Source organism: Bartonella sp. OT172YNZD, from assembly GCF_042193725.1.
GTDB lineage: Bacteria > Pseudomonadota > Alphaproteobacteria > Rhizobiales > Rhizobiaceae > Bartonella > Bartonella grahamii_A.
Genome location: NZ_JBHILZ010000007.1, coordinates 49,416 through 72,380, shown reverse-complemented (window position 1 = coordinate 72,380; position 22,965 = coordinate 49,416). Strand labels below are relative to the sequence as shown.

The 22,965-nt window shown below is 33.5% G+C and carries 26 protein-coding genes, 1 tRNA gene and 2 pseudogenes; 13 read left to right on the top strand and 16 right to left on the bottom strand.

The window, feature by feature from the left end:
- Positions 1–427: 427 nt before the first annotated feature.
- Positions 428–503 (top strand) — tRNA-Lys (locus tag ACFIJS_RS04380).
- 107 nt (positions 504–610) lie between these two features.
- Here the strand turns inward: ACFIJS_RS04380 and ACFIJS_RS04375 are convergent.
- A pseudogene (locus ACFIJS_RS04375) lies at positions 611–797 on the bottom strand (integrase); the annotation flags it as partial.
- A gap of 279 nt (positions 798–1,076) precedes the next feature.
- On the opposite strand from ACFIJS_RS04375, the gene ACFIJS_RS04370 reads away from it, so the two are divergent.
- From ACFIJS_RS04370 to ACFIJS_RS04335, 8 genes are all read left to right on the top strand, one after another.
- Positions 1,077–1,961, top strand: a complete 885-nt coding sequence (locus tag ACFIJS_RS04370) for a septal ring lytic transglycosylase RlpA family protein (protein ID WP_375650274.1) — start codon at positions 1,077–1,079, stop codon at positions 1,959–1,961.
- Positions 1,962–3,068: 1,107 nt separating this feature from the next.
- Positions 3,069–4,232, top strand: a complete 1,164-nt coding sequence (locus tag ACFIJS_RS04365; RefSeq protein ID WP_375650273.1) for a D-alanyl-D-alanine carboxypeptidase family protein — start codon at positions 3,069–3,071, stop codon at positions 4,230–4,232.
- Between the two features lie 30 nt (positions 4,233–4,262).
- Complete coding sequence (gene tmk, locus ACFIJS_RS04360) at positions 4,263–4,898, top strand: dTMP kinase (protein WP_375650333.1); 636 nt, start codon at positions 4,263–4,265, stop codon at positions 4,896–4,898.
- A 5-nt stretch (positions 4,899–4,903) separates the two neighbouring features.
- Positions 4,904–5,947, top strand: coding sequence for a DNA polymerase III subunit delta' (locus tag ACFIJS_RS04355; protein ID WP_375650272.1), 1,044 nt, complete (start codon positions 4,904–4,906; stop codon positions 5,945–5,947).
- A gap of 76 nt (positions 5,948–6,023) precedes the next feature.
- Positions 6,024–7,583, top strand: coding sequence for a methionine--tRNA ligase (gene metG / locus ACFIJS_RS04350; protein WP_375650271.1), 1,560 nt, complete (start codon positions 6,024–6,026; stop codon positions 7,581–7,583).
- Positions 7,573–8,346: a TatD family hydrolase gene (locus ACFIJS_RS04345; protein WP_375650270.1), complete on the top strand. Its 774-nt coding sequence runs from the start codon at positions 7,573–7,575 to the stop codon at positions 8,344–8,346. Before metG ends, ACFIJS_RS04345 begins: the two co-directional genes overlap by 11 nt.
- 11 nt (positions 8,347–8,357) lie before the next feature.
- On the top strand, positions 8,358–9,167 hold the full coding sequence (locus tag ACFIJS_RS04340; RefSeq protein ID WP_375623613.1) for an MBL fold metallo-hydrolase: 810 nt from the start codon (positions 8,358–8,360) through the stop codon (positions 9,165–9,167).
- A gap of 140 nt (positions 9,168–9,307) precedes the next feature.
- Positions 9,308–9,613 (top strand): hypothetical protein, encoded by a 306-nt coding sequence (locus tag ACFIJS_RS04335; protein WP_375650268.1) that lies wholly within the window; start codon positions 9,308–9,310, stop codon positions 9,611–9,613.
- A gap of 161 nt (positions 9,614–9,774) precedes the next feature.
- On the opposite strand, the gene ACFIJS_RS04330 is transcribed toward ACFIJS_RS04335, so the two are convergent.
- From ACFIJS_RS04330 to pcsA, 3 genes are read right to left on the bottom strand one after another with little or no spacing between them, the layout of a single operon-like run.
- Positions 9,775–10,188: a DUF6163 family protein gene (locus ACFIJS_RS04330; protein ID WP_375650267.1), complete on the bottom strand. Its 414-nt coding sequence runs from the start codon at positions 10,186–10,188 to the stop codon at positions 9,775–9,777.
- On the bottom strand, positions 10,185–11,231 hold the full coding sequence (locus tag ACFIJS_RS04325) for an enoyl-CoA hydratase/isomerase family protein (protein ID WP_375650265.1): 1,047 nt from the start codon (positions 11,229–11,231) through the stop codon (positions 10,185–10,187). The genes ACFIJS_RS04330 and ACFIJS_RS04325 overlap by 4 nt, the downstream gene beginning before the upstream one ends.
- A gap of 32 nt (positions 11,232–11,263) precedes the next feature.
- Positions 11,264–12,073: a phosphatidylcholine synthase gene (gene pcsA, locus ACFIJS_RS04320; protein ID WP_375650264.1), complete on the bottom strand. Its 810-nt coding sequence runs from the start codon at positions 12,071–12,073 to the stop codon at positions 11,264–11,266.
- A gap of 181 nt (positions 12,074–12,254) precedes the next feature.
- Here pcsA and ACFIJS_RS04315 point away from each other — a divergent pair, with 181 nt between their 5' ends.
- The 4 genes and pseudogenes from ACFIJS_RS04315 to ACFIJS_RS04300 all read left to right on the top strand — a co-directional run bounded on the left by ACFIJS_RS04315 (position 12,255) and on the right by ACFIJS_RS04300 (position 15,443).
- On the top strand, positions 12,255–13,481 hold the full coding sequence (locus ACFIJS_RS04315; RefSeq protein ID WP_375650263.1) for a UbiH/UbiF family hydroxylase: 1,227 nt from the start codon (positions 12,255–12,257) through the stop codon (positions 13,479–13,481).
- A 458-nt stretch (positions 13,482–13,939) separates the two neighbouring features.
- On the top strand, positions 13,940–14,284 hold the full coding sequence (locus ACFIJS_RS04310) for a hypothetical protein (protein ID WP_375650262.1): 345 nt from the start codon (positions 13,940–13,942) through the stop codon (positions 14,282–14,284).
- Positions 14,262–14,618 carry a hypothetical protein gene (locus tag ACFIJS_RS04305; RefSeq protein ID WP_375650260.1) on the top strand — a complete coding sequence of 119 codons (357 nt, stop codon included), beginning with the start codon at positions 14,262–14,264 and terminating at the stop codon, positions 14,616–14,618. Before ACFIJS_RS04310 ends, ACFIJS_RS04305 begins: the two co-directional genes overlap by 23 nt.
- Before the next feature lie 314 nt (positions 14,619–14,932).
- Positions 14,933–15,443 (top strand): annotated as a pseudogene (locus ACFIJS_RS04300) (superoxide dismutase family protein).
- Positions 15,444–16,051: 608 nt separating this feature from the next.
- On the opposite strand, the gene ACFIJS_RS04295 reads toward ACFIJS_RS04300, so the two are convergent.
- From ACFIJS_RS04295 to sufD, 12 genes are all read right to left on the bottom strand, one after another.
- Positions 16,052–16,480, bottom strand: coding sequence for a hypothetical protein (locus tag ACFIJS_RS04295; RefSeq protein ID WP_375650259.1), 429 nt, complete (start codon positions 16,478–16,480; stop codon positions 16,052–16,054).
- A 370-nt stretch (positions 16,481–16,850) separates the two neighbouring features.
- The gene (locus ACFIJS_RS04290; protein WP_375650258.1) at positions 16,851–17,057 is read right to left on the bottom strand and encodes a hypothetical protein; all 207 of its coding nucleotides are present in this window, start codon (positions 17,055–17,057) and stop codon (positions 16,851–16,853) included.
- Positions 17,058–17,070: 13 nt separating this feature from the next.
- Positions 17,071–17,310 carry a hypothetical protein gene (locus ACFIJS_RS04285; protein WP_375650257.1) on the bottom strand — a complete coding sequence of 80 codons (240 nt, stop codon included), beginning with the start codon at positions 17,308–17,310 and terminating at the stop codon, positions 17,071–17,073.
- 706 nt (positions 17,311–18,016) lie between these two features.
- Positions 18,017–18,436, bottom strand: a complete 420-nt coding sequence (locus tag ACFIJS_RS04280; protein WP_375650255.1) for a DEAD/DEAH box helicase family protein — start codon at positions 18,434–18,436, stop codon at positions 18,017–18,019.
- Positions 18,437–18,458: 22 nt separating this feature from the next.
- Positions 18,459–18,698 (bottom strand): hypothetical protein, encoded by a 240-nt coding sequence (locus ACFIJS_RS04275; protein WP_375650254.1) that lies wholly within the window; start codon positions 18,696–18,698, stop codon positions 18,459–18,461.
- Between the two features lie 99 nt (positions 18,699–18,797).
- Positions 18,798–18,959, bottom strand: coding sequence for a hypothetical protein (locus ACFIJS_RS04270; RefSeq protein ID WP_375650253.1), 162 nt, complete (start codon positions 18,957–18,959; stop codon positions 18,798–18,800).
- Positions 18,956–19,171 (bottom strand): DNA methyltransferase, encoded by a 216-nt coding sequence (locus ACFIJS_RS04265; protein WP_375650252.1) that lies wholly within the window; start codon positions 19,169–19,171, stop codon positions 18,956–18,958. The genes ACFIJS_RS04270 and ACFIJS_RS04265 overlap by 4 nt, the downstream gene beginning before the upstream one ends.
- A gap of 89 nt (positions 19,172–19,260) precedes the next feature.
- Positions 19,261–19,503 (bottom strand): hypothetical protein, encoded by a 243-nt coding sequence (locus ACFIJS_RS04260; RefSeq protein ID WP_375650251.1) that lies wholly within the window; start codon positions 19,501–19,503, stop codon positions 19,261–19,263.
- Between the two features lie 208 nt (positions 19,504–19,711).
- Positions 19,712–20,029: a hypothetical protein gene (locus tag ACFIJS_RS04255; RefSeq protein ID WP_375650249.1), complete on the bottom strand. Its 318-nt coding sequence runs from the start codon at positions 20,027–20,029 to the stop codon at positions 19,712–19,714.
- 15 nt (positions 20,030–20,044) lie between these two features.
- Entirely contained in the window at positions 20,045–20,446 is a 402-nt protein-coding gene (locus ACFIJS_RS04250) for an SUF system Fe-S cluster assembly protein (protein ID WP_375650248.1), read from the bottom strand.
- Complete coding sequence (locus ACFIJS_RS04245; RefSeq protein WP_375650247.1) at positions 20,439–21,683, bottom strand: cysteine desulfurase; 1,245 nt, start codon at positions 21,681–21,683, stop codon at positions 20,439–20,441. Before ACFIJS_RS04245 ends, ACFIJS_RS04250 begins: the two co-directional genes overlap by 8 nt.
- Before the next feature lie 10 nt (positions 21,684–21,693).
- Positions 21,694–22,956, bottom strand: coding sequence for a Fe-S cluster assembly protein SufD (gene sufD, locus ACFIJS_RS04240; RefSeq protein ID WP_375650246.1), 1,263 nt, complete (start codon positions 22,954–22,956; stop codon positions 21,694–21,696).
- Between the last annotated feature and the right edge of the window lie 9 nt (positions 22,957–22,965).

Sequence of the window (22,965 nt, the reverse complement as noted above, 5' to 3'; positions counted from 1 at the left end):
ACTCAAGTGAGGAAACGATAAATTATTATAAATCAATATATTATTTTATAAAGCTGTATTCATATTTGAAATATTGAAAACTAAAATATAAAGATATAAAAATAATATTATAATAAAAGGTATTTTTTCTTCTCTACCCATTATGCTCAATAACCCATGTGAGGGGAGGGGTGTGATTTCTTATAATTCTAGCGCTTCGAATCTATGCAATATTTTGCAGTGAAATTTTTTCTTTATTGAGACTTCAAATAGAAGATTAAAGAGTACCTATACAATGATGAAGAAAAGGAAGAAAACGGAAAATTATTGATAACTGAAGAAAATAATAATATTTTCTTCAAAAAGTGTTGACCAAATGAAAAGTCAACCGTATGTTCCCTTCACTTTCTGCAAATTAGATAGTCTGTAAACTAGATAGCTTGTGTGAGAGCGCGTAGCTCAGCCGGTAGAGCAACTGACTTTTAATCAGTAGGTCCAGGGTTCGAATCCCTGCGCGCTCACCAACTTTAAATAATATCCAATAGACTATACAAAGATCTAAGAATATTTCTTCTTTTTGTTTTTATTGTTCCGATTCTTTTTAAAGTTTTTTATTGATTCTATAAGTCAGTCATTTTCTGTCAGATGTTTTGGAATAGAGCGATGCTATACTGTCTCCTGTCCAACAAAAAAGAGCTTTAAGCTTACGATATGGTTGCACCTGCGTTGGCAGCACATGTGGTTGCTACTTTTGTCAATCCATAAGTTGATTTTTTAATACCCATTGCATTACATGATTCGCAAAAAAGTTGCCAAAATCACCACTTATTCACAGTTTATATTATGAATATGACTTTTCTATAAGATGTTGATTTGTTTAATTTTCATTCTTTTTAACATCTACTATAGTACATTTATTTCTTACTAAAACCATAAAAAGGTTAACAATATGTTAGTTTCTTGATAAAAGGGGCCAATTTCAGGAATGGTATATGCGCGAGGAAAATCATTTAAAAACGTAAATTCTTCCCTGGCGTACAAAAAGCGTGACATGGTTTTTACAAGTAGTACTTAACAGAAATAAGTGGACTGAATAGATGCCTTCAAATAAGAAAAAGAAATTTACTTTTATTATTAAACCAACACTTCAATTGTTTTCTATGATCGTCATTTCTCAGTCACTGGTATCTTGTTGTGCAAGCCAAACTATGAATTTTTCAATAAAAGATTCCTATCATAATAAACCAATTAACGTAAACACTTCTGTACTACCTCAACAAATATCCAATAAGAAGAATCAATCGGAAGAAAAAAAGCGTGGACGAGCTATTGTTGGTAAACCTTATCAAATAAAAGGAAAGTGGTATTATCCTCAAAATGATCCAACTTATAAGCGTGTTGGCGAAGCATCATGGTATGGTTCAGATTTTCATGGACGTTTAACTGCCAACGGTGAAATTTATGACATGAATCTTTTGACTGCTGCTCATCCTACAATGCCTTTACCTAGCTATGCTCGTGTTACTAATTTGAAAAATGGATCTTCAATCATTGTTAGAGTGAATGATCGCGGACCTTTTATGAAAGACAGAATCATTGATTTATCAAGGCAAGCTGCAGCAATACTCGGGTATGTAGATAGGGGGGTTGCAGATGTTAAAGTAGAATATATTGCTGAAGCACCCGTTGGCTATTATGATGGTGCATATTTAATGGCCTCTTATACTCCTGGAAATGCTGCCTCATATTCATTAGTGTCGGAAAATGTTTCGAAAAAAAGAGAAACTGTTTTGTTAAAAGAGCAGCGCAGTACAGGAAACGAAGAAGAATTAGCTAAAGCAGCTGCTGTTGAACAGGAAAAACGTAATAAAACTGTTGTAGTTAAATTGCCAGAAATTGGTCCTATCATGGTTGATAAGCCGATGCCATTCGATCAAGTGGCTTCTATAAATAAGCTAAACAAAAAAACAAAGGTCAATTAGCTACAACTATTTTAAGAAAAAATGCGTTAATTTTTTATCTATATAATTATTCTAATAAAAAAGGTAAGAACTTACGGATTTAGTGTAGGGTTTTCATCTTAAAGCGCGTTATCCTTTTAAAAAAGCGTGGTTGGGTATTATTATAAATTCAGTACGTTCTTTTCACTCCATTGCTGCTCTATTCGTTGTTTTATGATATTGGTTGCTTAATAAAGCATGTACTTTTCTTGCTGTAATAGCTTTTTCTAGACGATAATAGATTATTGTATCCGTCTGTTTATGTAATCTCCAAAACAACTATACTCTCAATTTGAGAGAAATAAAAAGCTTAATAAGTAAAAAAATATTTTCTTTTGATTCGGCTTTGCACTTTTCCAAAGTATCCACGGTAATATCTTATGAAGAGATTATGTATTACCTCGTATTAACTCATGCTTTTGTTTATCATGTTCTTTAATGGAGTAAATCCCCTCACAAAAACAGAGTGTTTCAAACAAAATACATTTACATTGCCAATTCACGTACTTATTTAAAAGAGGCATATTTCAACACGCTACAAGCCTATTTTACGATAGCGCCTGTGAGTGGTATGGCTGTAACGCCTTTAGACATCACTATCTTTACACTTATGAAGATATAAACCGACACCATCATACACTTTGCAAGCCCCCAATGTTTTGTGCGATAATTCTTAACACTTGAGAGGTTGATAAGAAGTATTTTTACTCTCTTTTTTTAATAATTTTTATCTATATATGAACCCTATTTATGATGCGTAAGCAAACGATTTTATTGAATTCAATATAATAGGAAATATAACGAAAGAATCTTACAGTGTTTTTAATCATATACAATTTAAAATGATATAATAACTCAATGTACTATCAACATAAAACAACAAATAAAAAATCTTTTTGTCTCTCATAATTTAAAACATTAAACTTAACCTAGGTAAAAGATAAAAAGTGCATCATATTACTTTCGCTAACGCTGAATAAAAATAAAATATTTTATTGAGTTGTCAATAATTCTTCAATTTACAGAAATAAAAAAGTTTTTTCCTATATAAGATTCTTTATGTTAATCTTTGGGATGGGAGGAGCAGCTATGTATATAACATTAAGGATTTTATTGACCTTATGGGGAATATTAGCATTTGACACGTGGGGGAGAGCAGAAGATTTTCAAATTTCTGCATCACAATTGTTGTTACTCGATGATGATACAGAGACAATACTTTATGAAAAACAAAGTGATATTCCTTTTTTTCCTGCTTCATTAGCAAAATTGATGACAGTAGAAGTCGTATTTCATCTCTTAAAGGAGGGATTGTTAAAGAGTACGCAGAAATTCAAGGTCAGTGAAAATGCTTGGCGCAAAGGTGGAGCACCTTCCGGTACAACCACTATGTTTGCAAAGATAAAGACAGAAATCAGTGTTTCTGATCTTTTACGTGGTTTAATTATTGTGAATGGAAATGATGCTGCTATTATTCTTGCTGAAGGAATATCAGGGCATGAGGTTCATTTTGCAAAACTGATGAATCAGCGCGCAAAAATAGTTGGATTATCTCAGAGTCATTTTGTTAATGCAACAGGGCTACCCGAAAAGGGACAATTTGTAACCGTGCGTGATATGATTATATTAGCACGTCATATTGTTCAGGAATATCCGGATTATTATGCACTTTATCGTGAGCCTCATTTTACATGGAATAATATTTTTCAAGATAATAAAAACCCTCTTATTTCTAAGGAAATTGGTGTAGAAGGATTTGGTTTTGGCTACAGTGAAAAAGAAGGTTTTTCAATGGTTGCTACCATTTCTAAAAATCATCGACGTCTTTTTTTAGCAATCAATGGTTTGCAAGATGGTAAAAAATATACAAAAGAAATAGAACGCATTCTTCAATGGGGAATGACGGCATTTGATCTCAAAACGATTTTCACAAAAGAAGAAACGGTTGGTCATGCTTCTGTTTATGGTGGTAAGCAAAAATTTATTCCACTCATTGTAAAAAAACCAATAAGTTTTATGCTTTCGAATGAAAAAAAAGTAAATGTTAAAGCAAAAATTAAATATCATGGTCCATTGAAAGCTCCTATCGTTTCTGGACAATCAGTTGGCGTTATTCAAATTTTAGAAGATAAAAAGGTTCTTCTGGAAAAACCAGTTTTTGCCGGAATGAATATTCAGGAAGGAAGTTTCTTTGCAAAAGTAAAAAATGCATTCTATGAAATAACAATTGGATGGTTACGGAAATATTTTTAGTTACACGCTAATAAGGTAAGGTTATACGTGTTGTCAGGTTATTTTATCACATTCGAAGGAGGGGACGGGGTAGGAAAAACAGTGCAGATTTCTTTACTTGCTGAGTCTCTTTCTCACCAAGGTTATGATGTTGTCACAACACGAGAACCAGGAGGAACGCCAGGAGCAGAAGCAATCCGGCATATTTTGTTGTCAGGGCAGGCACAACAGTATGGACCGTTGATTGAAGCTGTTTTGTTTACAGCTGCACGTGTCGACCATGTGACCGAGGTTATCGCACCTTCTTTGCAAAAAGGTAAAATCGTTTTATGTGACCGCTTTATTGATTCTACACGCGTTTATCAAGGACTCAATAATACAGTCAGTTCTTCTCTTCTTGCTGTTTTAGAGTGTATTGCGCTCAATGGTATCTTGCCTCATTTAACATTTTTATTAGATATGCCAGCAATGTGTGGAATGAAGCGTGCAAATTTACGAAGAAAAAAAACAGAAGAAATTGATTATTTTGAAAAAGATCAGTTGGAAATTCAAGAACAAAGGCGTCAAGCTTTTCTTCAATTGGCCAAACAGGAACCCCATAGATTTCGAGTCATTGATGCCACTGGCTCAGTGGAAGCCATTGCACATCAAATAAAAAATATTTGTCATCAGATATTGTTGGATTAGCTTTCATGAGTAATGTAAATATCTTACGCCAATATGATGATATTGATACAATTTTATCACCATCCCAGAATAATGTTGTCTTTGGTCATGAGGATGTTCGTCATTTTTTGACACAAATGCTTAAAGAAGAGCGTTTGCATCATGCATTATTATTTGAAGGAGAATATGGGATTGGAAAGGCTACATTAGCCTTTCATCTTGCTTGGAACATTTTAAGTTCTCAACAGGGTGCTTTCTTGAAACCCGATCTTTATTCTACTCCATGGCGCCAAATTACACAAGGAAGTCACCCTGGTCTTTTGTATATTTCACGTCAATTTGATGTAAAAACGCAAAAGTTTAAAACAGGAATACTCGTTGATGATATTCGTGATATTATGCATTTTTTAAGCCGAACATCGCAAGATAATGGATGGCGTATTGTTATTATTGATTCTGCAGATGATATGAATAGAAATGCAGCAAATGCAATTCTCAAAATACTTGAAGAACCACCTACAAAAACGTTATTTGTTATTATCGCGCATTCTTCAGGAAAATTGCTTCCAACAATCCATTCACGGTGTCAGAAAATTTCTTTTCGTCCGTTGAATAACGATGAAATGAAAAAAATTATTGCACATATTTTTATCAATCAGGACTTACCTGATGAGAAAACAATTGAAATGATTATTAAAAAATCTAAAGGAAGTCCTCGAAAAGCTGCTTTGCTTATTTGCCATGGCGGTCTTGAAATTATTAAAACAATTGATGCTCTCCTAGAGAAACCTGTTTGTAACGCAATGATTGTACATGCTCTTGCACAAACATTTTCATCTGTTTCTTCTACATTCCAATTTCAACAATTTTGTGATGAAATTCTTAATAAAATTCAAAAAAAAGCTATCATGCTCGTTGAAAAGGGAGACTTATTTCTCTCAAAAAAATATGCGGAAAAATGGCAGGAGATTCATCAAGAAATAGAGGAAATACAACTGTTTAATCTCGATAAAAAGCAGTTTGTTATTAACTTACTTTTAAAAGTTCATAAGATCATTCATGAGGATTAGTTTTTCCGTGACAATGCGATGAACAGACGTTATGTCATTATATCTTTTATTTATAGCGTTTTATAACGAGTATGACATGCGTGACACATATTACATAACAACTCCCATTTTTTATCCTAATGGTTCTCCACATATTGGACATGCCTATAGTGCAATTGCAAGCGATGTCTTAGCCCGCTTTCAACGATTAAACGGAAAAAATGTATTTTTTCTTTCTGGTACAGATGAGCATGGTCTAAAGATGCAACAAACCGCAGCAGCATTAGGCATGACACCTCAGCAACTTGCAGATCGTAATAGTGCTATGTTTCAAAAAATGCTTGCAGTATTAAATTGTTCTAACGATGATTTTATCCGTACGACAGAAGAACGCCATTATCAAGCTTGTCAAGAAATTTGGAAAAAGATGGAAGCAAATGGTGATATTTATCTCGGTCGTTATACGGGGTGGTATTCGGTTCGCCAAGAAGCCTATTATGAAGAAAAAGATACGGAAATTGGACCAGACAACATCCGTCGTGAGAAGGAATTAGGCTCTCCAGTTGAATGGAATGAAGAAGAAAGTTATTTTTTTAGACTTTCTCACTATGAAAAGCCTCTTCTTGAATATTATGAAAAACATCCTGATTTTATTGCTCCATTTGAGCGGCGTAATGAAATTATAAGTTTTATCAAATCAGGTTTAAAAGATATCTCTATTTCACGCGCAAGTTTTAATTGGGGAATTACTGTTCCAGAGAATCCAAAGCACGTGATGTATGTTTGGGTTGATGCGCTTACAAATTATCTATCTGCAATTGGGTTTTTCAATGAAAATTCAAAAAAACGTGATTTTTGGCCTGCAAATACGCATATTATTGGTAAGGATATTATTCGGTTTCATGCAGTCTATTGGCCGGCATTTTTAATGTCAGCTGGAATTGAATTGCCTAAAAATATTTTTGCACATGGTTTTTTACTTAATCGTGGTGCAAAAATGTCAAAATCTATTGGAAATGTCGTTAATCCTTTTGAAATGGTTGATCATTATGGTCTTGATCAGGTTCGTTATTTTCTTCTCCGTGAAGTGCCATTTGGACAAGATGGTAGTTATAGCCATGAAAGCCTTGTAAACCGTATTAATGCTGATCTTGCTAATGATCTTGGTAATTTAGCGCAGCGCTCCTTGTCTATGATTGCCAAAAATTGTGATGCAAAAGTCCCTAGACTAACTTCATTTTTAGCTCAAGATAAACAACTTTTAGAACAATCTCTTCAAGTGCTTGAAACTGTACACCAAGCTATGTCTTCTTATAGTATGCATTTAGCACTTTCAGCTATTTTTTCAATTGTAGCAGATGCCAATCGCTATTTTGCTAACGAACAACCTTGGAGTTTACGTAAAAATGATCGAGAGAGATTTTCTACAGTTCTTTATATAACTGTAGAAACCTTGCGGAGAATAGGAATTATGCTTTTGCCTTTCATACCCCAATCAGCAGAGAAACTTCTTGATAGCCTTGCGGTTGCTGAAGATGATCGGTTATTATATCATATAAGTCATTCAAAAATTCAAGAAGGGCTTGATCTTCCACCACCAGAACCGATTTTTCCTCGTTATATCTTGAAGAAAGAAGACACTCATCATGTTGATTGATACACATTGTCATCTTGATTTTGAAGATTTTTCACAAGATTTGGATAATGTTATCCAACGGGCTTTAGATGCTGACGTTAAACGTATGATAACAATTTCAACCCATGTTCATAAGTTAGATAAGCTGTTAGCCATTGTACAAAGCTATGATCAAGTCTTTTGTTCCGTTGGAACACACCCCAATCATGCGCATGAAGAACAAAATATTACAGCGGAAGAGCTTATACAGCTCTCGAATCACCCTAAAATTGTTGCGTTTGGGGAAGGGGGACTTGATTACCATTATGATTATTCTACACCAGAAGAACAAAAGAAAGTTTTTCAAGAACATATCATTGCTTCTCGAGAAACACAGATTCCTCTTGTTATACATTCACGCAATGCAGATATCGATATGGAGAAAATATTACGTGAACAGATAAAAAAAGGAGCTTTTCCCTTTATCCTTCATTGTTATTCGTCTGGAATGCAACTTGCTCGTGCTGGAATTGAACTTGGTGGTTATATTTCTTTTTCAGGTATTCTTACTTTTAAAAACGCACTTGAAATCCGTGAAATAGCAAAAATTGTGCCCCATGAGCATTTATTAGTGGAAACAGATGCTCCATTCTTAGCACCTAGTCCCCATCGGGGAAAAACAAATGAACCATCTTTTGTATGCTATACAGCAGCTGTTTTGGCTGAAACAATTGGCTTAAGCGTTGAAGAAACAGCTCAAATAACAACGCGTAATGCTTTTCGTTTATTTAGCAAAATGAAATAAGGCAAAAGATTATGTGTGATCAATACCGATTTACAATATTAGGTTGTGGTCCTTCTCCAGGAGTACCACGACCCAATGGTGATTGGGGAACATGTGATCCGAATAACCCTAAAAATAAACGCTACAGAAGTTCTTTATTAGTTGAACGTATTAAACCTTCAGGAGAGAAAACAACGATCGTTATTGATACAGGTCCAGATTTTCGCTCACAAATGATTGATGCGCGTGTAAGCCATCTTGATGCTGCTCTTTACACACATTCTCATGCAGACCATATCCACGGTATTGATGATTTACGCAGCTATGCACTTGCACAAAAATGTTTAATAGATGTCTATGCCGACAGATTTACACTAGAGCATCTCAAAAGTGCTTTCGGATATTGTTTTCAAACACCAAAAGATTCATCTTATTCTCCCATTTTAAAAGAGCACCTTATCAATGAAGATAGCCAATTTATTATTCAGGGGCAGGGCGGAGCAATAAGTGTCAATACACATTTACAACACCACGGAAACATCCATTCCTTAGGTTTTCGGATTGGGAATGTTGCCTATTGTACGGATGTTAGTGAATTTCCTGAAAAAACTTTATCCAAATTGATGAATTTAGATGTTCTTGTCATTGAAGCTCTTCAATTTAAATCCCATCCGAGTCATTTTTCTGTTGATCAAGCATTACAATGGATAGAATATTTAATGCCAAAACAAGCAATACTTACACATATGGACAGATCGCTGGATTACAACAAGGTTATAAATTATGTTCCATCCTATGTAAAACCTGCATATCAAGGTCTTACTTTTGAAACAGATGCGTAAGCTTATTATGCGCAATATTTTAAGTTAAATAAAATACTTTTAAATTTATCCTTTATTTTTTTACTTTTGGCATATTTAGTGCTCTTTATATTGAATATGAGGCTTTTAGGTATAAGAATTTTAAGCGAGGTGTATGTATTGTGGTTCTAGCGTTTTCCTTGACAGCATGTGGAGGGCGTTTAGAAAAAAATATTTCAACGACAACAATACATGACGGATCAATGAGTTGTGCCGATATTCAACGGGAGTTTTTTGCTAATAAACGTCAGACTAATGATACAATTGCAGAGCGTTCTAAAGCAAGAAATAAAAACGTGGCTTTAGCAGCAGCAAGTGTTATATTTGTACCTGCTTTATTTTTTATGGATGTAAAATCAAATGAAAGTAATGAAATTTCAGCTTTAAGTGATCTTGCACGTATAAAACGTTGTAAAATAGTCCAGTAATTTTTATTATTTATACGACGTAATTTCATTACAACTTTTAATGTGCTGTTCGATTATTATCGCATAATATATATTATGGAACTTATTGAAAGAGTATATTAGCATTAGCGCTTTGAGGAACGTATGTTTGAAAACTGTTTATTCTGGCTCGAAAATTTCAATCACGATGTTTTTTTATTTTTTACTCTTTTAAAAAAAATCATCACAATTTGTAAGATTATGAAAGCTAAAAACAATATTCCATGAAATAATGGTACAAATGGCTGATAAATAAAATCGGAATAATATATTGTTATTGCTTCAATCAATGCTGCAATACACCACACAATGATACCCCATAATGAATACATCCAAAGTCCAACTAAGGCAATAGGATAGAGAATAGCCAATATAGCTGATGCAAATTGCCACTGCCAAGGCATAAGATCAAAACGCCATAGAATACCTGGAAAAACACCAACAAGGCGTATCCAATAACAAATACCTAGGACTAAGCAAATAAGTGCCAAAAATCGTAAATAACAGTTATAGATTAAATTGATTTTTGAAATCTGTTTGTGTGAATTATTTTTCACAATAATAACTCTTTCTCAACGGGTTGAAAGTAAGAGTCTACCATTTCATTTGTTATACTTGAAAGTTTATCTGGCTGCCATTGAGGTCTTCTGTCCTTATCGATTAACATAGCACGTATACCTTCATGAAAATCATGTGAATTAATCATATGATGTGCAATACGGTTTTCAATTTTCATACAATCTTCTAATGTTTGAGATGAATTTTGTTTCATTTGTTTCCAGATAACTTTTAAACTTATCGGAGAATGTGACTGCAAAATATCCAAACATTCTTTAGCAAATAAAATACCTTCATCACTTTTTTTATATAGCAATTCAAGACATTCTTCTAAGGTATGGACACTAAAACAAGTGTTAATAATACAACGTATTTCATGACTCGTTTCATAGTCTTTTGTAATTGCTTGCTCGTTTAAAGCTAAAGTAGGATCTCCTTGCTCAATAATAGCTTTTCTAATCATATCGAATTCAATTTCAGCAACGGCGTGTGTTGCTAATCCTAAATTTAAGCAATCTCCCCACTTTATGCGTGCACCCGTTAATGCAAGATAGATGCCAAAATGATTAGGAAGAGATGGTAAGAAAAAACTTGCACCTACATCTGGAAAAAATCCAATTGCACCTTCTGGCATAGCAAAAACTGTATTTTCTGTAACAATCCGATGCGAACCATAGATAGAAATACCTACCCCTCCTCCCATCCAAATACCGTTTAAGAAAGAAATGTAGGGCTTTGAAAAACGTTTGATATAAGCATTTAAACTATATTCGTCACTAAAGTATTGACAAGCAAAGGCACTTTTTCCCATATGATAGATTTCTACAACATCTCCACCAGCACAAAAAGCACGCCCCTCCCCTTCAATTAAGACACAAGAAACATTATCATCTGTTTCCCATGTTCTGAGAGCTTTTTTTAAAGCTGAAACCATTCGTTGATTAAGAGCGTTTAATGCTGAAGGGCGTGTGAGCTTTATAATACCAGCACACCCTTCTTTCGTAAAAGAAATATCATCATCTGCTCCAAAATCGATTTGCATCTCACACCACAATTCGTAAAACAACTATTTTATTATTTTTTTATATCTTTTGCTCCAAGTTGAGGAAATATTTGCATGATTGCGCCAATACAATATATATAAACTCCTGTTACCGAAATTCCTATTTTAACCCAATAGGGAGCTTCTAATTGATAAAAGAATGCAGAAACACCAAAAAAACACCATAAGAGAAAAATTGGGAAATTAACTCTACGTAAGCGAAGAACTCTTACTGGATGGATAAAATAAATTGGCAAAAAAGATATAATCGCCGATAAAACAATAATGATAAAAGTAATCCACTCTCCCGGTCTTACGACAAAAAGCGTAAAAATCATCATATTCCAAACAACAGGAAATCCTTTAAAAAAGTTTTCTTTGCTTTTCATACCAGTATCTGCATAATAAATAGCAGATGAGATAACAATAATTGCACTCAATGAAAATGATAACCCTACCCCCATAAAACCACTTTGATAGAGTGCAAAAGCAGGAATTAAGACATAGGTCACGTAATCAATGATATTATCTAACAGCTCTCCAGACCATGTTGGAAGAACGTATTTAACATCAAGTTTTCGTGCAATTGGTCCATCTATACCATCAACGAGAAGTGCAAGCCCAAGCCAACAGAACATAGCTGTCCATTCTTTTTGAGAGGCTGATATAAGAGAAAGAAACGCTAAAAATGATCCCGAAGCTGTTAGTAAATGAACAGAAAAAGCCTTTGCTTGTGGCATTGTTACTTTTTTATGGCGTAATAATTTAGCATTTGTTTTAATTTTCTTTGTTAATTTACGTTTCAAGGTTTTCTTATCCTCGTTTTTAAAGTCTTCAACCATTTATCAATACGCCATTTTTTACCGATGATATAACTCAGCATTAAAAAAATCATAAAAAGGTTACTTTTTTATATCGCATTATTTATTACATACTATAATAGAAGAGCTTCATATAATAAAAAGAGAGTGATCATTTGGAAATATTAAAATATTTTCTCAATGGATAAAGGTTCAAATCGTTGTGATCTTTGAAAAGAAAGAGCATAAAGATATTGCTGTTATTGGTGCAGGTCCTGTCGGAATGTTAGCCGCTCTGAGTCTTGCACATGAGGGGCTTTCTGTTTTTCTTGTTGGCCCCTCTGCTCATACAGATGAGTTACGGACAACTGCTCTTATGATGCCTGCAATACGCATGCTTCAAAAACTCAATATTTGGGATAATCTTCAAAAACATGCAGCTGCTTTATCGTACATGAGAATTATAGATATAACTTCTAGAATTGTGCATGCTCCTACGGTGCATTTTTCTTCTGCTGAAATTGGTGAAAAAGCTTTTGGCTATAATATACCTAATGTAAAATTGAACAGTGCTTTAGTCGATGCTGTTACACATACGCCTAATATTACAAGATTTGTTTCTGCAGCCAAATCTTTTCATCACACAAAAAAACATGTATGTATTACTCTTGCTGATCGTAGAGTCCTTCAAGTACCACTTGTTGTTGCAGCCGATGGACGTCACTCTATTACACGTGCAGCAGCAGGGATAAGTGTCAAACAGTGGAATTATCCACAAAAAGCACTTGTTCTCAACTTTTCTCATGAGTTTTCTCATCAAAATACATCAACCGAATTTCATACAGAACATGGTCCATTTACACAGGTTCCACTACCAGGGCGAAGATCTAGTCTTGTATGGGTTGTTAATCCTTCTCGTGCTGAGGAATTATTGAATATAGAACCAAAAGTAATTGCAAAAATGATCGAAAACCAAATGCAATCAATGCTTGGAAAGGTAAGCTTAGAAACATCAATTCAAGCATGGACGCTTTCAGGACTTCTTTCTCATTATTTTGCTGCTAATCGAACAATTTTAGTGGGTGAAGCCGCTCATGTTTTCCCCCCTATTGGTGCACAGGGATTGAATTTAGGATTCCGTGATGTCCAAACTTTGATTAATATTTTATCCAATAAAATATCTAATTTTAACTCTGAAATGATTGTTGCACATTATAACAAATGCCGCAAACCAGATATATTAATCCGAAGTGGAGCTGTTCATACACTTAACTCTGCTCTACTTTCTCATATGTTGCCTGTTCATATCATACGAAGCGTTGGCCTTGGTTTGTTACATAGTTTTTCACCATTACGTAATTTATTTATGCGTGAAGGAATGTATCCACGTTATGGATTCCAGGAAATTATGCAAATATTTTCAACAAAATCATCTAAACAGCTCTACTGAGCAATAATAAGCGATATAATCGCTCTATGGTTTAATATTACATTTTGAATCATATCTATTACTGATGTGAAATTTTTTTTGTTCTTTCTAATAAAACATGTATAATTAACATTACTATAAATCATTTTTTATTAAAAATTATTATATATATTTAGCATAATGATATGAAATAAGAGAAAACTTAATTATAGACTACAGCTGAAATTGTAAAGATATCTTGCTAAATTATAGCTGTTAAATTTTGCAATATAAAGCAAATGAAAAATAATACCGTTTTGAAAAAGTTATTTTATAACATTAATTTTAATAATAAAATAAATACTAAAAAAACATTTTTATTTAATCAATAGCTTTTCAAAATTTTTTATTATTAAGTATAATATAAAAATAAAATCATCTTGGGAACCTGTTAGTAACACAGAGGTTAATGAAGTGTTGTTTCAACAAATGGTGACAAGATGAAACTAAATAAATTTTTGAAATTAAGTATTTTTTTTATAATGATTGTATGTGTCTCGTTGATAGTCACTACTTCAATCAGTGAAGTTTTTCATCTTCCTTATTGTCAAACCTTTACCTATAGTTCTACTCAAAATGTCACTAAAATAGGTCAGAACTCATTTACTGCTTCACAAGTTAAAAATTGTCTTATGCAAAATGGTTTTGAGAATATTAAACGATTGCGTTTAGATGACAAAGGCATCTGGCGTGCTTTAGTAAAATTTAAAAAGTCTCATTTTTTCGTATCGGTTGACTATTCAGGAACAGTTAGCATTCAAAATGAAAGAAAAAAATATGATTGATTTTAAAACTTACAGCAACGTTTCTTTTCATAGTTGTAAGAAAAAAAGATTAAAAAAGTGCTGCCATTTTATTAAAGAATTTGCTTTCATTGGCGGTTTAAATGGTAGCATATCAGGAGCTATCGCGGCAACTCTTGCAGCTTATGGTTATATTGCTCTTCCAGGATTTGGTCCAGTTATCACAATGGGTATAGGAGTAGCACTTTCTGCCGGAATGATAATAGGAACATTGATAGGATCAGGAATGGGAGGGAGTGTCGGTATATGCTGTATTTTATGGGAAATTTATATGAATCATAATAATTTTTTCTCTTATAAATTTTATAATGAATAAAAATTTCTCGTCATTTTTTCTATGAAAAACAATTAAATCATATGTTTTTTTTGATGAAACGATTATCATATTATAAATGAAATAATATCTAACTTATCAAAATTTCTTGCTTAATTCCTTATTACACCTCAAAAAGTAGATTTTTTAAAGCATCTCTTGAAGAATTGTAAGCGAGATATAATTATTAGTCTATGAAAGCTACATTTTTTATAGATCAAAAAATAAGAGTTATCTTCAGATAACATATATATAATTTAATTAATAATTATTTTTATAGATAATAATTTATTTAAATATAATTATAAAGGTATTTTATGAAAATATTATTATTATTAATTTTTATGGCATTTTTAATTCATAAAAATTCTGCATTAGCACTATCAACACAAGTAAATATTTTAAATTAGAAGATAATAATTCCAAAAAGGCTATTGGTAGCATTAAAATTGAAGAAAACACATACGGTTTGATTTTCATCCCTAATTTATCAGAAGGGATGCATGGTTTTCATGTACATGTAAATCCTTCATGTGATACAAAAGATGGCATAATTGGTGGAAGCGCAGGTGGACATTATGATCCGGAACATACCGGAAAACATTTCGGACCTTATAATATCAATGGTCATCTTGGTGATTTACCAGCACTTTATGTTGATAAGCAAGGATATGCCATGATGAGCGTTCTTTCTCCACGATTAAAAAAATCTCTGAAATTAAAGGGCACTCTTTAGTCATTCATTTAGGGGCAGATAATCAATCAGATAAACCATTACCGCTTGGCGGAGGTGGTGCGCGTTTGGCGTGCGGTATTATTGAAAAATAAAGAGAGTATTGTGGCAAACTGTGACGGTACACTCTCCCTTTACCATAAGATCTGAGAGCAATTTATTTTTTAAATCTATTTCAAGAAAATGAGTAAACTGTGTGAATATTTTATAAAATTAATGTTTTTTTTGAATGTTTAATTCGGATAACAAAAAGCTTAATAATAATCAAAACGAATAGCAATTAAAGAAATAGTAGTATAAATTCTCCGTAAGAAGACTTCAATAGGAGGAAGTAATATTTTCAATGCTTGATGTAAAAAAAGCAAAAAAGTTGAATTTCTTTCTCTACAATAGAAAATTTTTAATAAATTATAATCATTAATTCTAATACCTAATGGAATTACGCCCCACGCATAAAGTAGAACGAGTCTAAAACAGAATTTTTACTCTTCCTCTACTCAACCTCACTCATGAGTGTGCACGTAAACAATTTTGATTGATACAATATCAATATAAGATGGTTTGAAGGGATTGAATGCTAGGATATTCATCCTCCTCATTTAAGTTTAAAAAACTAATTATCATTATAAATCAATATATTATATCAATATAATAAGTCAAATAAAATAGTTAGAGTAATTTTTTATTACTGTAAAAAAGGCTTTTAAACAATAGAGTCTTTTTTTAAATACCCCTCATGGATACATATATCCCAATTTAGTGGATGCATCTCGCCGGTTTGATAAAATTGACCAATGAGCTTAATATAATCAAGAAAATCTTTGTTTCTCTCCACTAATCTATTAGCAGTATCCCAGTCAACATCACTACGTTCTTTGGCAGGAATCAAGATCTCGCTCTCGGAAGAGTTTTCCTTTTTAAGTCTTATAAATCCAATTCCATGCAAACTTGAAAGCATTCGGAGCTCTTTTAATGTATCAACCCCTTCAATTTCACTAGCAATTAAATAACTCAAATTAACCCATGAAGAATTACTAACTATTTGAAAAAATACTTTTCGTAAATTTGAACGATTGATGAGAATTTTTACTTCAAAAGACCAAAGCTTCGCTTTTTTATCAAAATATTGCAAAACACAATCTTTGATTTCACGAATTCCATTCCCTGCTTAAATCTTGTATTCCTATGAGATCTGGATAAAGTCATTTATTCCCGCCTGCACCATGTTTATTACGAGAACATTTCCATTAATACGTTAAATTTAGATAATAACGGATAAAGATTATGCTCTTTAACAGAGCCATCTTCTGTTCTACTCTTTGCATTATCCTCTACTGCATCAATTTCAGCACTATCTGTTTGTTTAGTAAAATAATATTGCCGCGGTCATCCTTCAATGGTTTTAATTTCTGAATAACGCTTTTGTAACTGAGGGCGTTTTGCTTCTATTTCAGCAAAAAATTGCTGGATAAGAGCTGCATCACTATTAAAGGAAGTGATTATTACCGTTGAATGCTTTTATTTTTGACGGCATTTTTCTGGGTAATTTTAAATATCCATTGAACAATTTCTTGCTCCTCAGATGTTAATGTAGGGGAATCTGTGTTACGTAACATGATACCTTGTAAATCAGATGCTTCATTTATATCGGAATTATGTGTTACCATCGTTTGTATAAATAAAGCTTCTACTTGACTTAGAACCGTCACTATATCTGTCTTTTCAGAGGATGTATTCCCTCCCTGTTCCAATCTCAATATGCTGTTTTATAATTGAGTTTGGATCGTTTGCACAATTAATAATATCTTGAAAGCGATCATGTGCAATAATTGTTAAACGATCAATAGCTTCCACGCCTGTTCTATACCCATAAGGCAAACGCAATCCACGTGCAATTGTTTGCTCTGTTAAAATTTCTGAAGCCGATGTACGCAACGGTACAATAGTATAAATTCGTAACATCTCACCCATCCTTTATTTATTAACGTGAATAACAATTTCTGTTGGTTCATGAGAATCTTCAATTGCAATGAGCTTTTTAATATTTTGATCTTCTTCTATATACGACTGTTTTGTGTGAATCTTTAAAACTTTTCTCTTATAGGGACTTGAAAAAAAGCATCTGATTCCAATAAATTCCGTAGTTTTTGTGCATGATTTGTATCTTGAGCGACAACTAAAATAAAAGGCTTAACGAACTTTTTGTTATAATCTTTGGCATATTTTCATGGGCATGAATTGCATCTTATAATTTGATATGTTTTAATTTCTCAGATGTATAATTTTGAGGTTGAAAATCTTTACGTGTAACAACAGCAGGCTCTTTTACAAAACCATCCCTCATAGCCTCTGCAAGTGAAGAACTGTAAGCAATATTTTTATACAGGTTTTGCCGCTATTGTTTTTGGTGTCGCTGTAAGCTCTATTCCTAAAACAGGTTTTAACTCATTAATTGCCGTCGCACTAGCAGAAGCACGATAACGTGTGTACTTCATCCATTAACAAAACTAAATTAGGAAGATTTGCGAGATAATCAAAATAACTTTCGCCAATCGTTTCTTGCAAGTGCTTAATTCGTGGAATACTAGATTTTAATGCACCTTTTTTGTTATCTTTTGTATTAATTTTAGAAATATTAAAAATATTGATAAAGACTGTATCCCTATTCTCAAACAAACGCTTTTGTCCTTGACAAGTGGTAATCATCAACGCGAATACCTTTACCACTTTCATAATCGTCACCTGTAATAATAACAGGTCTATTTGCAATGAATTCACTTATTTCACTAAAGACATACTTTGGGCTTTGGGAACTAAAATCCTGTTTCAATTTTTCATAAATAGTTAAATTTGGAGCTAAAACAAAAAAATGGCGATTGCGACCTGTTAAATAAAAATAGCTGATAAAAGAACCCATAAGACGCGTTTTTCCCACACCCTTTGCTAAAGCAAAACAAAAAGAAGAAAAGTTCCGTTCAAATTTAGAAAGCTCTATATTTTCTAAGATTTTTACCAAAATATTTAAAGACTCACGTTGAGGATCACGCAACGATAAACGAGCAGAAATCCTTTTTTCAACAGTGTTCATGAAAAACTCCGCTTTTTATATATTATTTAAACAGATCTAATTCTTTTTGTGCAATATCTTTATCTTTGTTGCTTTCTTTGACTACAATCATTGGTTCAAGATTGGCTATATTTAAACTGTAATCATTCCTTCCCCATTCACATTTTTCTAATACTGCACGGGGGATTTTAGTGAGTGTCAGATTCTCAAATGATGCTGATTTCGTATCAAAGGCGGTACAACAAATCAGCAACGTACGATGAGAACCTACCTCTTCACTCATAATACGGAGTTGTTCATGGGTTAAAGCATTTGTTGTGACATAAATATAATCTGTTGAAAGCGTCGCAGCATTATATTCGCAACTAATAATCCATTGTTCTCATGGATCTTTTTGCAACAGAGAAGGTGCAAGGCGATAATAACAGAATCCACCGCCACCTTGCCAATTTACACTTTTAGAAATTCTCCCTTGATCAGTTCTATCAATGACTTGTTTTAAACGAGGGATAATATAGGTATGACACTTATTCACCAAGTTCAATCATAATTCACTTGCGGCCTATTTTGTGAGCAACTGCACCAGTTGTGCCAGAAACCAGCAAAAGAATCTAGTACAAGATCACCAGGACTAGTTGCAATTTGAATGATGCGTTCCATTAGACGCTCAGGTTTAGGAGTTGGAAAGACATTATCAGAATTAAAGACTTTAACCTCTCTTTTTGCATCTTCTTCTGTATAGGGCCAAATTGTCATTGAAACCGTACCATTTTTTACTTATGATAAAAACGCTTCAGAGAAGGAACATTGTTTCCTGTTGGACCAAACAAAATGCGATTATTTTTTTAATAATGCAGAGAATTTTTTTCACTCATAGCCCAACTTCTACCATTAGGGGACATCACTTTATGTCCAGAAGGTATGATGATTTCATAAATATCCTTAAGCGTTACTCTTTTTACGGATAAGTCTCCAGATTTCCAAGAACCGCGGGAATCATTATCAGGATTTTTATAGCGGGCATCCATATTGCTTAAACGAGGAAGTAAATTAGGGCGCCAAATCGTTTTGTTTTTGGCATAAACCATTAAAAATCATGGTTATCAGAAAGCCATTTTGTATCATTTTGTGGAGCATATTTCTTTTGCCAAATAATATTGTTGATGAAATTTTGGAGACCAAAAATTTTATCCGTTTTATCATCATCAATGGAAATTCAGATACTTCCATCATCCGCCAGTAAATGATGTAACAATTCTAGCCTGTCTCTCATAAGACTTAGCCATATGGAATGCTCTAAACCATCTTCATAATGTTCAAAAGCATTCCTGTATCATAAGGCGGATCGATATAGATACATTTTATCTTGCCCGTATATTCTTGCTCAAGTGCTTTGAGTGCGAGCAAATTATCACCAAAAATAAGTTTATTATCAAAAATATCCTGAAAGGATATTTGATTTGAGGCATGATAAGATTTCTCAAGATCTTCTAATAAGATATCGGGTTTTAGTTTGGGGTATTTTTCTTTTCCAATCCAGTTAAGTTCTAATTTTGGTTTATTATGATGCATGTAATCGTTTTTAAATCCAAATGTTTGAGAAAAACGATGCATTCACGAACAGTATTGTTAGTACCATCCGACAGCAATTTGAGCTTCTTCTGACATACAATCAGGTGTCCATGGTGGATCAAAAGTCATAGTGACTTCAACATACGAAACCCCTTCAATTGCACTGACTGCATTTTCTACCCACCCCGGCATTTCACCAGCAACAGGACATCCCGGTGCTGTAAGAGTCATTTCAATTTTTACTGAACGATCATCTTCAATATCAATACGATAGATCAGTCCGAGCTCATAAATATCAGCAGGAATCTCTGGGTCATAAACTGTTTTGAGAGCAGCAATAATATCATTCGTCATACGATCAATTTCATCTGCTGGAATTGCTGATATATAAGATTTTTTATTTTTGCTTACAGTTTCAACAGATTCTGTAGAATGACGCTCTTCAATTGATTCAACCATTAAAAAATGTCCTTGTTTCTTTCAATGCTTCTACTAATTGATCTACATCTTCTTGAGTGTTATACATGGCTAACGATGCACGACAAATAGATGTTAGACCAAAGCGCTGTAATAAAGGCTGTGCACAATGGGTTCCCGCGCGTATTGCAACTCCTTTTCTATCAATAAACATAGCGATATCATGGGCGTGAATCCCTTCAATTGTAAATGATATAATAGCTCCTTTATTGGGAGAATGACCATAAATACGCAATGATTCAACCATTTTAAGTTTTTCCTGCGCATAAGCTAAAAGGGACCTCTCATGGGCATGAATCGTACTACGACCTTTCTCTTGTATATAATCAATAGCCGCAGTTAATCCAATAGCTTCAACAATAGGAGGAGTTCCTGCTTCAAAACGGTAAGGAGGCGCATTATAAAAAACCTTATCGGTTGTTACCTCCTCGATCATTTCCCCTCCCCCTTGAAAAGGACGCATTTCTTCTAATCTATCTTCCTTACCATACAGAACACCAATACCGGTGGGACCATAAAGCTTATGACCTGTAAAGACATACCAATCACAATCGAGATCTTGCACATCAACGGTTAAATGTACTGCTCCTTGAGAACCATCAACAAGAACCGGAATAGAATTTTGATGTGCTAGTTTAATAATCTCTTTAACAGGAGGCACAGTTCCTAATATATTGGACATATGCGTTATAGCAACAAGCCGCGTTTTTTCGCTTAAAGCCTTTTGGAAATCTTCAATGTGCAGAACACCATTTTCATCGACAGGAACAAAAATAAGTTTAACACCTTTTTGTTCACGGAGAAAATGCCAAGGAATAATATTTGAATGATGTTCCATGATCGTTAGAACAATCTCATCACCTTCCTTGAGTTTGGGCATAGCCCAACCATAAGCAACAGTATTAATAGCTTCTGTTGCATTTTTCGTAAAAACAATTTCTTCAGTTTTTTGAGCATTTAGAAAAACACGAACGGTTTCACGAGAATTTTCATATGATTGTGTTGCTATATTGGCTAAAAAATACATTCCCCTATGTACATTAGCATAACTATAGTGATAATAATTATTCATTGCATTGAGTACAGACATTGGTTTTTGGGCAGAAGCACTACTATCAAGATATGCTAATCGCTTTCCATAAACTTGATGGTGCAAAATAGGAAAATCACGCCGAATTTCTTCGACATTATAAGTAAATGTTTGTACGTTATTTTCCATTTTTTCTACCTTAAATATTTTTTTCAAGCCATTTACTAATGATATTCTCCAAAACAATTTGAATATTATCTTGCTTGATGTCATCAATGAGCTCAGAGATAAATCCTTTAATCAAAAGTGCACGCGCCGTTTTAAATGGGATACCACGTGTCATAAGATAAAAAAGATAATCATGATTAATATTAGCAACTGTTGCACCATGACCACATGCAACATCATCGGCAAAAATCTCCAGTTCAGGCTTTGCATTAAATTCTGCATCATCTGAAAGAATAAGGCTATTACAAGCCATGCGTGCATCTGTTTTTTGCGCTTTTTGAGAAACACGTATTATTCCTTGGAAAACACCAACAGCCTTATCTGTAACCACATTGCGTATAATTTCGGTTGATGTTGATTTTTCTTCCATGTGACGAACAGTCATTGTAAGATCACTATGTGTTTGTCCTGACAATAAATTTATGACGCGTAATTGAAAATCAGATTCTTCTCCCTGTAATTCAATATCGATTTCTTGGCGATTTAATTGGCTCCCTATATTAATGACATAAAGTGATAACTTCGCTCTTTGATCAAGAACAGCACAAAATCGACCAAATTGTGTAGAATTAAAATCACGATTGCGAATGAGAATCCACGTAACATCACTATCAGCAGCAACATTTAATGAAAATATTGAACTGACAAAGGTATCTTTATCATTGCCAACCTGATGTTCAATAAACATAACTTGACTATTTTTATCAACTTTTATATCCGAAAAAATATGAGATTGTCCCCTCATTTGTATATTTTGTAATTCAATGGGGATATTTAACTTTGTATTTTCAGGGATGTGAAAAAGCCAACCATCTGTCACAAAAGCTGTATTTAACTGTCCAATAAAATCTTCATCAGAAATGTTTTGATTTATCTGTACAGAATTATCTTCTAATGCGTCTGAAAGGCGTTTTACTGTAATATTATCTACCTTTGACTCTATCGATGTTTTTCCATTGTTTATGGAAAAAACAGCACTTTCTGAAAGCAATGCATCAACCAATTGATTGTCTTGAACTTTTGAAAAATTGCTAATAGACTTCAGTAAGGTACGCAGATTGGTATAATGCCAACTTTCGATTTTACGGGAAGGAAGCCGTGTCGTTTGAAACTGCTCAATAGTTTTCTTGCGGATTTCCTGTACAGCTTTATCACCAGGTAAGCGTTTTACATACTGATTGAAATTACTGAGTATATTTTCTTCAACCGTTAACAAGTTTTGCTGTGCATTCATATTTAATAA

Coding starts and splice junctions, on each gene's coding strand:
- ACFIJS_RS04370 (WP_375650274.1), top strand. CDS start 1,077: ATGCCTTCAAATAAGAAAAAGAAATTTACTTTTATTATTAAACCAACA.
- ACFIJS_RS04365 (WP_375650273.1), top strand. CDS start 3,069: ATGTATATAACATTAAGGATTTTATTGACCTTATGGGGAATATTAGCA.
- ACFIJS_RS04355 (WP_375650272.1), top strand. CDS start 4,904: ATGAGTAATGTAAATATCTTACGCCAATATGATGATATTGATACAATT.
- metG (WP_375650271.1), top strand. CDS start 6,024: ATGCGTGACACATATTACATAACAACTCCCATTTTTTATCCTAATGGT.
- ACFIJS_RS04345 (WP_375650270.1), top strand. CDS start 7,573: ATGTTGATTGATACACATTGTCATCTTGATTTTGAAGATTTTTCACAA.
- ACFIJS_RS04340 (WP_375623613.1), top strand. CDS start 8,358: ATGTGTGATCAATACCGATTTACAATATTAGGTTGTGGTCCTTCTCCA.
- ACFIJS_RS04325 (WP_375650265.1), bottom strand. CDS start 11,231: ATGCAAATCGATTTTGGAGCAGATGATGATATTTCTTTTACGAAAGAA.
- pcsA (WP_375650264.1), bottom strand. CDS start 12,073: ATGGTTGAAGACTTTAAAAACGAGGATAAGAAAACCTTGAAACGTAAA.
- ACFIJS_RS04310 (WP_375650262.1), top strand. CDS start 13,940: ATGAAACTAAATAAATTTTTGAAATTAAGTATTTTTTTTATAATGATT.
- ACFIJS_RS04305 (WP_375650260.1), top strand. CDS start 14,262: ATGAAAGAAAAAAATATGATTGATTTTAAAACTTACAGCAACGTTTCT.
- ACFIJS_RS04285 (WP_375650257.1), bottom strand. CDS start 17,310: ATGTTACGAATTTATACTATTGTACCGTTGCGTACATCGGCTTCAGAA.
- ACFIJS_RS04280 (WP_375650255.1), bottom strand. CDS start 18,436: ATGAACACTGTTGAAAAAAGGATTTCTGCTCGTTTATCGTTGCGTGAT.
- ACFIJS_RS04275 (WP_375650254.1), bottom strand. CDS start 18,698: ATGAGTGAAGAGGTAGGTTCTCATCGTACGTTGCTGATTTGTTGTACC.
- ACFIJS_RS04265 (WP_375650252.1), bottom strand. CDS start 19,171: ATGACAATTTGGCCCTATACAGAAGAAGATGCAAAAAGAGAGGTTAAA.
- ACFIJS_RS04260 (WP_375650251.1), bottom strand. CDS start 19,503: ATGGTTTATGCCAAAAACAAAACGATTTGGCGCCCTAATTTACTTCCT.
- ACFIJS_RS04255 (WP_375650249.1), bottom strand. CDS start 20,029: ATGCATCGTTTTTCTCAAACATTTGGATTTAAAAACGATTACATGCAT.
- ACFIJS_RS04250 (WP_375650248.1), bottom strand. CDS start 20,446: ATGGTTGAATCAATTGAAGAGCGTCATTCTACAGAATCTGTTGAAACT.
- ACFIJS_RS04245 (WP_375650247.1), bottom strand. CDS start 21,683: ATGGAAAATAACGTACAAACATTTACTTATAATGTCGAAGAAATTCGG.
- sufD (WP_375650246.1), bottom strand. CDS start 22,956: ATGAATGCACAGCAAAACTTGTTAACGGTTGAAGAAAATATACTCAGT.